Here is an 11,840-nt window from a genome sequence, read left to right as displayed (position 1 = left end):
GTTCGCGCTGGGAGCAAACAAAAAACGCGCAATCAGCGCGTTTTTATGTTTCCTGGAGCCAGCATCAATTTGCGCTGTTTTTTGCCAATCTCTGATAGTCCACCATATCCAGAGTGATATAGACGGCTTCATCGAGGAAGGCATCCGGAGTCTCGATTTTCTTCTCGTCTTCGGAGACATTTTCATCGTCATCCAGAGACTTCAAGGGTTCGAGACCATGGTCAACCCGACGTTCGTTGAGGCGGGCCAACTGTTTCTGATCGTCCTTATCCCGCTCGGCCAAGCGCTCACTTTCCACCAGAGAAACACTCTTCTCTTTATGGTGTTTCTTGAACTCGCCGATGTCCTGCAGTATATAACCGAACTCGACGTCCTGCTTAATCCGACTCTCGTGGCGTTTCGCAAGATTGCTGACCATCTCTGCGCCGATTTCACCCAAAGGCTGGTACTTGGCTACAGGCACCTTATCCCATGGCAGTGCATTGTCTTCTTCCGCCTCACCATATTCCCCCGGCTCCAACGCACTGGGGAACGGAATATCCGGAGTCACACCTTTCAACTGAGTGCTGCCACCATTAATACGGTAGAACTTGGCTATAGTGTACTGCACATGGCCAACCGGCTTTTCATACAGGTCGTAGATACGGCCAAGGCTCTTGTGCTGCTGCACTGTGCCTTTACCGAAGGTAGACTCACCGATAATCAAGGCGCGGCCATAATCCTGCAGCGCAGCGGCAAAAATTTCCGATGCCGAGGCCGAGTAACGGTCAACCATCACTGTGAGTGGACCGTCATAATAGCTCTTGCCATCGTTGTCACGGTTTTCGCTGATGCGACCGTTGGCGTCACGAATTTGCACCACAGGCCCCTGATCGATAAACAGCCCGGTAAGCAAAGTCGCTTCGGTCAAGGCGCCACCACCGTTACCACGCAAGTCAATAATCACACCTTCAACCTTGGCTTCATTGAGTGTTTGCAACTCCTTGGCCACATCGCGGGATAAGTCCATATAGAAGCCGGGGATCTGGATAACACCAATTTTACGCTGAGCGTAAGGACCGGTTTCCGGCTCGACTATCTTGGAAGTCGCCGCCCTGTCTTCAAGACGAATTTTGTCCCGCACCACAGTCACATTGATGGGTTTGGCATTGGAGCCGCCTTTCTTGGGCAGCACCTGCAGAGTCACCTTGCTACCTTTAGGGCCTTTGATCAGGTCGACTACATCATCCAGACGCCAGCCGATAACATCGACCATCTCCTTGCCTTCCTGACCTACACCGACAATTCTGTCTTCAGGCGCCAGCTTCTCACTCAGCGCAGCAGGACCACCGGCCACCAGACTCTTGATAACTGTGTAGTCATCTTCCATCTGCAATACGGCGCCTATCCCTTCCAGGCTAAGGTTCATCTCCATCTGGAAACGTTCGGCATTACGGGGAGACAGGTAACTGGTGTGCGGTTCGACACTGCGGGCAAATGCATTCATCAGCCCCTGGAACACGTCTTCACTGTTGGTTTGCTTCAAGCGCTTGATGGCATTGTTGTAGCGCTTACCCAGCACATCAACAATCTCCGGCCACTCTTTACCGGTCAGCTTGAGGTTGAGGGCATCGTACTTGACCCGCTGACGCCACAGCTCGTTGAGCTCGGCCTCGTCTTTGGGCCAGGCGGCATCTTTACGATCAAAGACATAAGCATCGCCGGCCTGATTAAAGTCCATCTCTTTGTCGAGCAGACTCAAGGCATAGACAAAACGCTCGTAACGGCGCTGCTGCACCAGATCGTACATCTTGTACGCCGGTTCCAGATCGCCGCTGCGTACCATATCGTCAAACTGATTGGCATAAACCTTAAAACTGTCGATATCGCTCTGCAACAATACATTGCGGCGGTAGTCGAGTTGTTCAAGAAAGCGTTTGAAGATCTGCTGCGAGAAGGCATCATCCAGATCGAATCTGTGATAATGGGAGCGACTGAACAGGCCGGTTATCCGTTTACTGGCAACCTTGTGTTGCGGCTCCTGTTGCAAATGGGGTAACTCGCTGACCGGGACTGCCGGTGAGATAGCCAGCGCCTGGGATCCCATAAAGACACTGGCGATCGATGCAGCAAGAATAAATTTTCGCATCAGCAAGTTACTCCTTTCTATTTGATGATTTTACAGCAGAATATGTTCCACGCGGACCTTAACTGACAGGCCGGAATCCAGTTGGACGTGAACATCTTCTTTATTGATGTCGAGGATCACACCGGCTACCGGTGTCATACCCAATTTGACATTCACTCGCTGTGAAGGTTTCAGCTCTTCCAATACGGCTGGTACCAATTCCACGGCTGGAGCGGCAGGCTTGCCAGGCTTACGGGCCGCCTTTTTATCGCTGCGTGGGCGCTCGTTGCGGGGCTTGTCCCCTTGAGGACGAGGCTTACGCGCAGGCTTGGCTTTTTTGGCTTCACCTTCTTTGGCTGGCTCGGCAGCACGGCGAGCCTTGGCTTTTTCCTGACTCTCTTTCAGCGTCGCCTTGGCATGTTCAATATGCTCTGGGTCCAGTTCGCCGCAAGGGTTACCATCGAGATCCACCCTCTGAGCCCCTTCCTTGATGCACTTCAGATAACGCCAACTGTTGGTGTAGCGTCTCAGGGCGACCCTAAGTTGGGTCTTACTGACTTTGGAATCATCAGCCAACCTTTCAGCCAAATCCTGAAACAGTCCTATCTTCAGTGGTTTGGTTTCTCCTTCGGCAATAAAGCACAAAGGGAATGTTTCATACAAATACGCCAGAATAGCGTTGGTGTCGGTCAACTTTTCTGTTGATTCCATCATTACTTCCACAGTTAACAGGGGACGTCAGTGGTCAGTTAGGTCTGCTGTACTCACGGCGTCGTTCATCTTCGTTAACCCCTTGGGGGATAACGTACAAATTAGCATGCATTCGGCCATTGCCAAAGGCATTACACAAAACTTAACATTTCAGCCTGATACGGCCAAGCACCACAAACGGTCATTTGGCCCTCAGAGCGGCCGCCTATTATAAGCTGCACGCGCCTTAATGCGACCACCAATTGTGGCAGATTGTACGGGAATTAACCAAATAAGCACTTTTCCAGACTCTGCACCAGGGTCTCCAGCCCGGTTTGATCCTCTTTATCGAAGCGCGACAGGCTGGGACTGTCGATATCCAGCACGGCAATCAGTTCGCCCTTTTGGTAAACAGGGATCACAATTTCCGAGTTGCTGGCGGCATCACAGGCGATATGTCCGGCAAACTGATGTACATCCTCAACCAACTGAGTCTCGGCCTTGGCGGCCGCGGTGCCACAGACACCTTTACCCATTGGAATTCGGGTACAGGCCAGTTTCCCTTGAAAGGGCCCAAGCACCAGTTGCTCACCCTTGAGCAGATAGAAGCCCACCCAATTGATGTCTTCAAGGTGTTCATTCAGCAAAGCTGAGAAATTGGCCATGGCACAAATGACATCGTCTTCACCGGCAAACAGTGCCTGTACCTGACGGTTGAGCGTATCGTAAAACTGAGCTTTCATCTGTATTCCCGGGTTATGCCTTTTCTGGTTCTGTCTTCTTCTTACTGCTCTTGGCGGGGGCCGGTGCTTTTACCGGGGCGCCCTTGAGCAGATTCGCCAGTGTATCTTTATGAGAAGCTAAATAAAAAGCAAGTTTTTCCGCTGTATTATCATCCAGTTCCAATTCACTGGCTTGAATAAAGGGGATTAAGTTATCCGCGATGTCGAGCATCTTATCGTAGGCGTCTGCCTCCTTCTTAGATGTAAATGTCATCTTCTCAACCCCTTCTCTGACCACAACGTACTGAGTTATAACGGCCATGACCTTCCTCACACTGTTTAAATATACAGTACATAGAGTGACATAAAATGCGCTATAGATGCAAGAGACGCGGTCTTTCTGATAGTATTTGCGAGTTTGTTTTGTCGATTAACTCCAATGGACCCACGCGCAACGCAGTTAGTGTGTTGACGACTAAGCTTGGGTCACCATGGCCAGAACAGGACATATCCAGCATTTGAAAGCTTATACTCCAAGCGACAACAAACCGGACTGCAGCTTAGTGCTCTGTCGCGCCTGTGATTTGGCTGTGAGTAAACGCGCCTTGCCCTCCGGTGTCAGAGCGCTTTGTCCCAGATGCCATACAGCGCTTTATGATGCGCCCTATTGCTCTATCAATGGCATGCTGGCGTTATGTATCAGTGCCCTGCTGTTTTATCTGCCCGCCATGCTACTGCCAGTATTGGAAATGCACTTTCTCGGCAGTGTCAGAACCACGACCGCATACCAAGGTGCCCTGGCGGTAATTGACCAAGGTTATTGGATAGTGGGAATTGCCGTATTGGTGGCGGCGGTAATAGCCCCAGGAGTACTCAATCTGTCGATTTTTGTTCAGGTACTGATCATCAAGACAGGTCTGGTGCAGCATCACTTCTGGCGAGGGGTTCTCACCTGGCTGCTCAAGAAGCAAGGCCTGCTGTCGCAAATGACCATGCTGGAAATTTATGTGATCAGTTTCCTGGTTTCCGCCTTTCAGTTGTCCGACTTCTCCGATGTTTACTTTGGCATGGGAACCTTTTGTTTTACCATGCTGTTTTTGGTGACTCTCTTCCTGCAGCGCGAATATAACCTGGAGCATATGTGGAGTTTTCTCGATGAAAGCTAGAAAGCAGATCCAGGGCAAAGACATGGGCCTGTGCACCTGCCCTGCCTGCAAGAAACTCAACCTGATAGAGGATGAGTACTGCAGCCGCTGCCAAAACCCACTCAGGCTAAGGGACGAAACCAGTCTGCAAAAAAGCTGGGCCTTGCTGATCACTGCAGCCATCTTGTTGATCCCAGCCAACATCTATCCCATTACCATGCTCACCAAACAGGGCAAAGTCACCTACGACACCATTTTTTCCGGCATCACCCATCTGGTACAGTCGGACATGTTACCCATCGCCATCATAGTCTTTACCGCCAGTATTCTGGTGCCCTGGCTGAAGATTATCGGCCTGGCTTTCTATCTGACGGCGATCAGTTTCAACCTGCCTATCCCCAAACGGCCACTGATGGCCGGGTTTCATATCATAGAATGGATTGGACGCTGGTCTATGCTGGATCTGTTTGTCATATCCATTACCGTTGCCCTGGTTAATATGGGGCAATTGCTGGACGCCAAGCCGGCGCCGGCAGCAACTGCGTTTGCCTTGGTCATCCTCTTTACCCAACTTGCGGCCAAGGTGTTGGACACACGTTTACTTTGGGATCAACTGGACACAGAAGATGACGCAAATCGAAAAGCCTAAAATAGTCAAAAAGAAGCTTTTTTCCCCCATCTGGCTGTTACCTATAGTGGCGTTGGCCTTGGGCGCTTGGCTGGGGCTGAAGAGCATCAAGGAATCCGGCATTGAGGTGCGGATCCACTTCCCCAGTGCCAGTGGTATGGATGTAGGCAAGACACTGGTGCGCTATCAGGGCCTGACCGTCGGCAAGGTGGTGGATATCTCCATCGATGAAGAGCTGCAGGGCGTTAACGTCGATGTATTGATGGACTACCGCGCCGAGCCTTTCCTCAGGGATGAAACCAAGTTCTGGCTGGTGACCCCCAAGGCATCCATCACAGGTGTCGAAGGTTTGGATGCCTTGTTCTCGGGAAACTATATAGGTATTCAACCCGGAGACGGCGATTCACGTTACAGCTACGAGGCCGAGCGCTCTGCCCCGGCCGTGCTGCCCAGTAATGATGGCTTAGTGGTTGAACTGAGCGCCGATCGCCTCGGCTCACTGGATGTGGGCTCTCCGGTATTCTATCGCCAGGTACCGGTTGGCAGTGTGGTCAGCTATCGACTCGACAACAGTGACAAGCTGCAGCTGAGTGCCTTTATTCAGGAGCAATATGCCTATCTGGTCAAGAAAGATTCCCGCTTTTGGAATGTCTCCGGCATAGAGATCAACGCCTCACTTTCCGGCGTTAAGGTCAGCGCAGAGAGCCTGGCGGCGATACTCGCCGGCGGCATCAACTTTGATTCCCCCGAAAGCTCAAAGAACGCAGTAAACGGCGATAGTTTCACCCTATATGACAATGAAACAGAAGCCAGTGGCGGCGCCAGCTTTATTCTGTCGGCAAAAAACGCCGATGGCCTCAACAAGGGCAGCCCCATTCTCTACCGCGGTTTGCCTATAGGGGAAATCGAAGAAATAGTGCTGGCCGATGACGGCGTGGCGCTGCATGCCCGGCTGGACGCCCCCTACTCGAGTCTTTTGACCGGCACGGCGCAGTTTTGGCGTGAAGGCGCCGAGCTGTCACTGTCCGGCATAAAACACCCGGGCCGATTGCTGAGCGGCGATGCCATCGCCTTTCTCCCGGGTACGGGCGAGGCCCAAACCCGTTACGCCTTGGCCGAGCAGGCGCCAGATCTCAGCAAGGCCAAGGCGTTAAAGATAACGCTTAGAGCCGATGAAAACCCCGGCATCAGCCCAGATGCCGAGCTGAGGTACAAGAAGATCGCCATAGGCAAGGTCACTTCGGTTGCCCTGAGCCGGGACTTTAACTCGGTCGAGTACCAGGCCGAGGTGTTGCCCGAGTTTGCCCCGCTGCTTACCCAAGGCAGTGACTTCATCGCCGAAGCCGCGCTGGACTTCAACGCCTCACTGGACGGGGTCAGCCTCAAGAGCGGCGATTTTACGACCCTCACCAAGGGCAGTGTCAGCTTAAGACGCGGCCAAAGCCGCAAGGGCGCCGATCTTTCCAAGCCGTTGCCGCTGTTTGCCTCGAGTGCCGAGGCCGGCCACTATTACCAAGGCATGGAGCAGCTAAAATGGCAGCTCTACAGCGATGATGGCGCCGACTTGAGCCCGGGTGCACCTGTTTACTACAAGAAGATGCAAATAGGACAGGTGAAACAGGTCAGCTGGCAGAGCCAGGATGACAGATTTGCCATTGCGCTCGCCATAGACCATACCTTTGCGCCCCTGCTCAAACCCAATGCCGTGTTTTGGCGTAACCAGGCGGTGTCAATCGATGCTGGGCTTTCGGGAGTCAAGCTGGATGTCGCGCCGCTGGCCGGTGCCATCAAAGGCAGCATCAGTTTGGGCTTTTTGGAGCAAGGCGAGCCCAACAATAAGCAGCTTTATGCTTCCGAGTCACTGGCGCGCAATCAAGCCGTTGCCATTGGGCTGAGTTTCCCGGCCAGTGCCACTATCAAACCAGGTGCCGCTATCCGCTATCAGGGTCATCAGATAGGTGAAGTCACCCGGGTAACCTTGAGTGACGATCTCAACAGCCAGCAACTCAGTGCCTTCCTCTATGGCCGCTATGCCGAGCCGTTTCTCAAAAGCGATAGTCGCTTCAGCCTGGTCAATGCCGAAATATCCCTTAAGGGCATAAAGGCACCGGAAACCCTGCTGACCGGCGCCTATATCAGTGCTCTTCCCGGCCAGGCCAGCAAAGTGAGCCGGCAGTTCAACGGCCAAGTACATACGGCGGTAGCCCCAGAGGCCGATGCGCTGCAACTGGTGCTGAGCAAGGCCAGCCTGGGCTCGGTCAACATAGGCACAGGGATCTTCTTTCGCGGCATTCAAATTGGCGATGTAACCAGCTATAGACTGGCGCCCAAGGGCGATGAAGTCTGGATCCAGACCCAAATTGCCGCGCCTTATCGGCATCTTATCAACCAGAGCAGCAGGTTCTACGACTTGTCCGGTATTCGGGTCGATTTGGGGCTGTTTTCCGGAGCCCAAATCGAAACCGGCTCATTGGAAACCATACTCGCCGGCGGCATAGGAGTGGTCACTGAGCTCGACAATCAAAGCAGCAAACCGCTTGAAAACCAGAGTCTGATGCCACTTCATGACAAACCCGAGCGCGACTGGCTCAACTGGCGCCCAAGACTCAGCCAGCCATAAAACCCAAACGGGGCTCAGATGAGCCCCGTTTTTTAACTCTATAATCCTACCTATGTATCGCCTCAGCCATAAAACCAATAGCATACAACTATAGCAGTGCAGATACCCGCCAGATCGGCAAACAAGCCACAAGCCAATGCGTGGCGGCCATTACGGATACCGACGGCACCAAAATACACCGCCAGCACGTAAAAAGTGGTTTCAGTACTACCCTGGAAAATGGCCGCCAGCCTGCCGGCAAAAGAATCGACGCCGTAATGGGCCATGGTTTCCAGCATCATGGCTCTGGCGCCTGAGCCGCTCAAAGGCTTCATCAGGGCGGTTGGCAAGGCATCGATAAAGCGGCCATCCATCCCCATATGACTCACCAAAACAGCAATAACCCCGAGTAGATAATCCAGCGCGCCGGAGGCGCGCAGTAAGGCTATCGCCAACAACATGGCCAGCAGATAAGGAATGAGCCGCACCGACTGTTCAAACCCCGACTTGGCACCTTCGATAAACTCATCGTAAACCGCCACCCGCCTAAGCAGCGCCACCAGCACAAAGGCAAAGATGATCCCCAGCAGCAAACCGTTCCCCAACATGGCGGAGACTTCGCCGATCCGCTCGGCTCCCAGGGTCAACAGGTACATCACTCCGGCACTGAGACCGCCGAGCAGTATTGCGCCATAACCCAGCACCACCCAATCCAGCAATCGTATCCTTTGCACCAGCGCCACCACACTCAAACCCGCCAGGGTCGAGCCCAGGGTAGAGAGTAAAATCGGCAGGAAAATGTCGGCAGGATCAGCCGCCCCTTGCTGCGCCCGGTACAGAAAAACCGTCACGGGTACCAAAGTCACGGAAGAGGTGTTGAGCACCAAAAACAGGATCTGGGCATTGGTGGCGGTCTTCTTGTCGGGGTTCAGGCTTTGCAGATCCGCCATCGCCTTAAGTCCCAATGGTGTGGCGGCATTGTCCAACCCCAGCATATTGGCGGTCAGGTTCATGGTGACGCTGCCATAGGCGGGGTGGCCTCTTGGCACTTCCGGCATCAACTTGCTGAGCAGCGGCTCAAATACCCAGGCGATGGCTGCAACCACTCCGGCTTTTTCCCCAAGGCGCATCAGCCCCATCCACAGGGTCAACACCCCAATCAATCCCAGGGCTATTTCCGCGGCCAATTTGGCGCTGTCAAACATCGCCGTGACAGACTCATTGAGAACGGTCGCATCGCCGCTCATCAAACGCAGCAAAATCGCTCCCAGCGCGATAATAAAGAACAGACTCCAAACCCGGTTCAACACCTAAAACACCCCACAGTCGCCGCGCCCGAGTGTGCTATACTGCCGCCATCCCGGGGTCACCCTTTTTGTTTATGGTTCAATTAAATCAGAATTTTATCAACAGTATCGCCAAGGATCTGCCAGAACATCTCAAGCTCGAGGATTTTATTCACTTTTGCAGCTTACCACTGAGAGCAGCCTTGCGGGTCAACACCCTCAAAATCAGCGTCGATGAATTCCTCTCGAGAATGCGGGCCAAAGGCTGGCAGTTCGAAACCATTCCCTGGTGCCCTGAGGGATTTTGGTATCAGGCGGGCGATAGCCAACCCGGAAATTGTATCGAACATCAGCAAGGGCTGTTTTACATTCAGGAGGCCAGCTCCATGCTGCCGCCCATGGCGCTGCTGGAGCCGGGAATGGAGCGGGTGCTGGATATGGCCTCGGCGCCGGGATCCAAGACCACACAAATGGCGGCCATGATGGCCAATGGTGGTTTGCTGATCGCCAACGAATACTCCTCCAGCCGCGTCAAAGTGCTGCATGCCAATCTGCAGAGAATGGGGGTCAGCAATACGGCCCTGACCCACTTCGATGCCAGGGTGTTCGGCCAATACCAGTATGAATCCATGGATGCGGTGTTGCTCGATGCCCCCTGTAGCGGTGAAGGCACGGTACGTAAGGATCCGGATGCCCTCAAACACTGGGATCCACAGGAGATAGCCGACATTGCCGCCACCCAGAGGGATCTGATAGATTCCGCCTTTCTGGCACTTAATCCAGGCGGGGTAATGGTGTACTCCACCTGTACCCTCAACAGCCAGGAAAACCAGGCCGTACTGCAATACCTCAAGCAAAAATATGGCGCTGCCGTGGCTTTTGAGTCACTTGAGTCACTGTTTGCCGGGGCGGAAAAAGCCTGCACTGCCGAGGGCTTCCTGCATATTTGGCCGCAAATCTATGACAGCGAAGGTTTCTTTGTTGCCAAGGTGCGTAAACTGAGTTCAGTGGCGCGCGAAAGCGATGAACCCAAACAACAAAAGCAGTTTCCTTTCAGTCCCGCCAGTGCCAAACAGCAACAGGCCATCGCCGCCGAGCTGCAGCGGTTGCTCGGCAAAACACTTCCCGAAGGCAGCCTCTGGATCCGGGATCTGGAGTACTGGCTGTTTCCCAGCGGCTTTGAGCCCTTTATCGGCAAGATGCGTTATCAACGTATCGGTCTTAAGCTCGCCGATGACAGTAAGCATGGGTTGAAACTGCGCCATGAAGCCTTAATGGCCTTGGGAGTAACCGCCGACAAGGGTTATGAAGTTACAGAGCCTGAGGCTCAGGCTTATCTGATGGGCCGGGATATCGCGCTGGATGGCAGTGAAAAGGCCCGTGGTGAGCTGGTATTGACCTGGGGCGGGCAAGTGCTGGGGTTGGGTAAACATCTGGGAAACCGGCTGAAGAACAACCTGCCGCGGGAGCTGGTCAAAGACAAGATCTGCCTGTCCTGAAAGCCTTGGCCGTCCTGAAAGCATTAGGTAAACGCCGCTGCAGACACGCCTTCGATTAAACTTGCCTGAATGCTTAAAAGAGTGGCTTGTTAAGTCATTCTTTTAAGTGCCCTTACTTAAATCGACCTCTATTTTTGTTATATCTTATATCAATTGGTGCTAACAAATCTGCCGGCCAAATACCTCTTTTAGCGGCGTTCGGCTAATATTTAGTCAGAGATAGCCAATCCTGTCGGATCTCAACATTAGCGCACGGCTCAACCATGAGCCATTCCCCTAGGCCCAAAACAATTGGAATAGTTTTGGGCCTTTTTTTATCTGCAGCTTTTTTGCAGATGACCAGTGGCTGGATATCCCTAAGCCTCTAGCCTATCTTGCCGCAAGTTTGGCCGCATCCTTGAACAAGGTAAAAAAGTTGTCTGTGGTGTACTGGGCCAACTTTTCAAAGGACTCACCTCTGAGCTCGGCAACAAACTCGGCGACATCACGAACAAAGGCCGGCTGATTCTCTTTTCCCCGATGAGGCACGGGTGCCAGATAAGGCGAATCGGTTTCGACCAGCAACCTGTCTTTGGGGATTTTACGGATAACACTTCTTAGCTCAGCGGCATTTTTAAAGCTGACGATACCGGAAACCGAAATATAAAAGCCCAGATCCATAGCCGCCTTGGCCATTTCCCAGTTCTCGGTAAAGCAGTGCAGTACCCCGCCGCACTGTTCGGCGCCACCGTTCTTCAGTATGGCTATGGTGTCTTCTCTGGCATCCCGGGTGTGAACAATCAAAGGCTTGGCCACTTCTCTGGCCAGTGCCACTTGCTGCTCAAAGCATTGTTGCTGCAAGGCCTTGGTATCATCGGCATAGAAATAATCCAGCCCTGTCTCGCCAATGGCCACGACTTTCGGGTCGGCGGCATAACGCTTGAGTTCATTGAGATCCAATCCCTCTTTCACATCCAAAGGATGCACCCCGGATGACAGGAACACCTGCTCAAACCCGGCGACTTTGGCCTTCATCTCTGCAAAACCTTTTTGCCGGACATTGACACAAAGAAAATAGTCTACCCCCCGAGCCTTGGCGGCATCGAGCAACTGACTGAGGCTTTCGGGATCCGGCGCGGCTTTGAGGCGATCGAGATGGCAATGGGAATCAACTAACACTTGGAA

10 protein-coding genes are annotated in these 11,840 nt (G+C 53.1%); 4 read left to right on the top strand and 6 right to left on the bottom strand.

Features of this window, described 5'->3' with window-relative positions; all coding sequences use genetic code 11:
• Positions 1-64: 64 nt before the first annotated feature.
• The 4 genes from prc to ACF8D4_RS13090 all read right to left on the bottom strand — a co-directional run bounded on the left by prc (position 65) and on the right by ACF8D4_RS13090 (position 3,841).
• Complete coding sequence (gene prc, locus ACF8D4_RS13105) at positions 65-2,128, bottom strand: carboxy terminal-processing peptidase (protein WP_107004912.1); 2,064 nt, start codon at positions 2,126-2,128, stop codon at positions 65-67.
• A gap of 30 nt (positions 2,129-2,158) precedes the next feature.
• Positions 2,159-2,818 (bottom strand): RNA chaperone ProQ, encoded by a 660-nt coding sequence (gene proQ / locus ACF8D4_RS13100; RefSeq protein WP_025011159.1) that lies wholly within the window; start codon positions 2,816-2,818, stop codon positions 2,159-2,161.
• Positions 2,819-3,081: 263 nt separating this feature from the next.
• Positions 3,082-3,540, bottom strand: coding sequence for a GAF domain-containing protein (locus ACF8D4_RS13095; RefSeq protein WP_044734609.1), 459 nt, complete (start codon positions 3,538-3,540; stop codon positions 3,082-3,084).
• A gap of 13 nt (positions 3,541-3,553) precedes the next feature.
• Positions 3,554-3,841: a YebG family protein gene (locus ACF8D4_RS13090; RefSeq protein WP_025011161.1), complete on the bottom strand. Its 288-nt coding sequence runs from the start codon at positions 3,839-3,841 to the stop codon at positions 3,554-3,556.
• A 196-nt stretch (positions 3,842-4,037) separates the two neighbouring features.
• Between ACF8D4_RS13090 and ACF8D4_RS13085 the strand changes: the two genes are divergently transcribed.
• Genes ACF8D4_RS13085 through ACF8D4_RS13075 form a run of 3 tightly spaced genes read left to right on the top strand, consistent with a single transcriptional unit; the run spans position 4,038 to position 7,912 of the window.
• Entirely contained in the window at positions 4,038-4,685 is a 648-nt protein-coding gene (locus ACF8D4_RS13085) for a paraquat-inducible protein A (protein ID WP_037475773.1), read from the top strand.
• Positions 4,675-5,313, top strand: a complete 639-nt coding sequence (locus ACF8D4_RS13080) for a paraquat-inducible protein A (protein ID WP_025887715.1) — start codon at positions 4,675-4,677, stop codon at positions 5,311-5,313. The genes ACF8D4_RS13085 and ACF8D4_RS13080 overlap by 11 nt, the downstream gene beginning before the upstream one ends.
• Positions 5,291-7,912 carry an MlaD family protein gene (locus ACF8D4_RS13075; protein ID WP_392465227.1) on the top strand — a complete coding sequence of 874 codons (2,622 nt, stop codon included), beginning with the start codon at positions 5,291-5,293 and terminating at the stop codon, positions 7,910-7,912. Before ACF8D4_RS13080 ends, ACF8D4_RS13075 begins: the two co-directional genes overlap by 23 nt.
• Positions 7,913-7,974: 62 nt before the next feature.
• Here ACF8D4_RS13075 and ACF8D4_RS13070 read toward each other — a convergent pair whose 3' ends face one another.
• Positions 7,975-9,201: a nucleoside recognition domain-containing protein gene (locus tag ACF8D4_RS13070; protein WP_107004913.1), complete on the bottom strand. Its 1,227-nt coding sequence runs from the start codon at positions 9,199-9,201 to the stop codon at positions 7,975-7,977.
• Between the two features lie 71 nt (positions 9,202-9,272).
• Here ACF8D4_RS13070 and rsmF point away from each other — a divergent pair, with 71 nt between their 5' ends.
• A complete protein-coding gene (gene rsmF / locus ACF8D4_RS13065) occupies positions 9,273-10,676 on the top strand; it encodes a 16S rRNA (cytosine(1407)-C(5))-methyltransferase RsmF (RefSeq protein ID WP_392465226.1) in 1,404 nt (467 codons plus the stop codon).
• 369 nt (positions 10,677-11,045) lie between these two features.
• Here rsmF and ACF8D4_RS13060 read toward each other — a convergent pair whose 3' ends face one another.
• On the bottom strand, positions 11,046-11,834 hold the full coding sequence (locus ACF8D4_RS13060; RefSeq protein WP_146507606.1) for a TatD family hydrolase: 789 nt from the start codon (positions 11,832-11,834) through the stop codon (positions 11,046-11,048).
• Positions 11,835-11,840 lie beyond the last annotated feature (6 nt).

The sequence above is a fragment of the Shewanella sp. YQ_9 genome, from assembly GCF_043103185.1.
In the GTDB taxonomy this organism is placed as follows: domain Bacteria; phylum Pseudomonadota; class Gammaproteobacteria; order Enterobacterales; family Shewanellaceae; genus Shewanella; species Shewanella algae.
Note: the sequence above shows the minus strand (reverse complement) of the source record. Positions and strands in the feature narration are given on the sequence as shown.

Coding starts and splice junctions, on each gene's coding strand:
- ACF8D4_RS13095 (WP_044734609.1), bottom strand. CDS start 3,540: ATGAAAGCTCAGTTTTACGATACGCTCAACCGTCAGGTACAGGCACTG.
- proQ (WP_025011159.1), bottom strand. CDS start 2,818: ATGGAATCAACAGAAAAGTTGACCGACACCAACGCTATTCTGGCGTAT.
- ACF8D4_RS13090 (WP_025011161.1), bottom strand. CDS start 3,841: ATGGCCGTTATAACTCAGTACGTTGTGGTCAGAGAAGGGGTTGAGAAG.
- ACF8D4_RS13080 (WP_025887715.1), top strand. CDS start 4,675: ATGAAAGCTAGAAAGCAGATCCAGGGCAAAGACATGGGCCTGTGCACC.
- prc (WP_107004912.1), bottom strand. CDS start 2,128: ATGCGAAAATTTATTCTTGCTGCATCGATCGCCAGTGTCTTTATGGGA.
- ACF8D4_RS13075 (WP_392465227.1), top strand. CDS start 5,291: ATGACGCAAATCGAAAAGCCTAAAATAGTCAAAAAGAAGCTTTTTTCC.
- rsmF (WP_392465226.1), top strand. CDS start 9,273: ATGGTTCAATTAAATCAGAATTTTATCAACAGTATCGCCAAGGATCTG.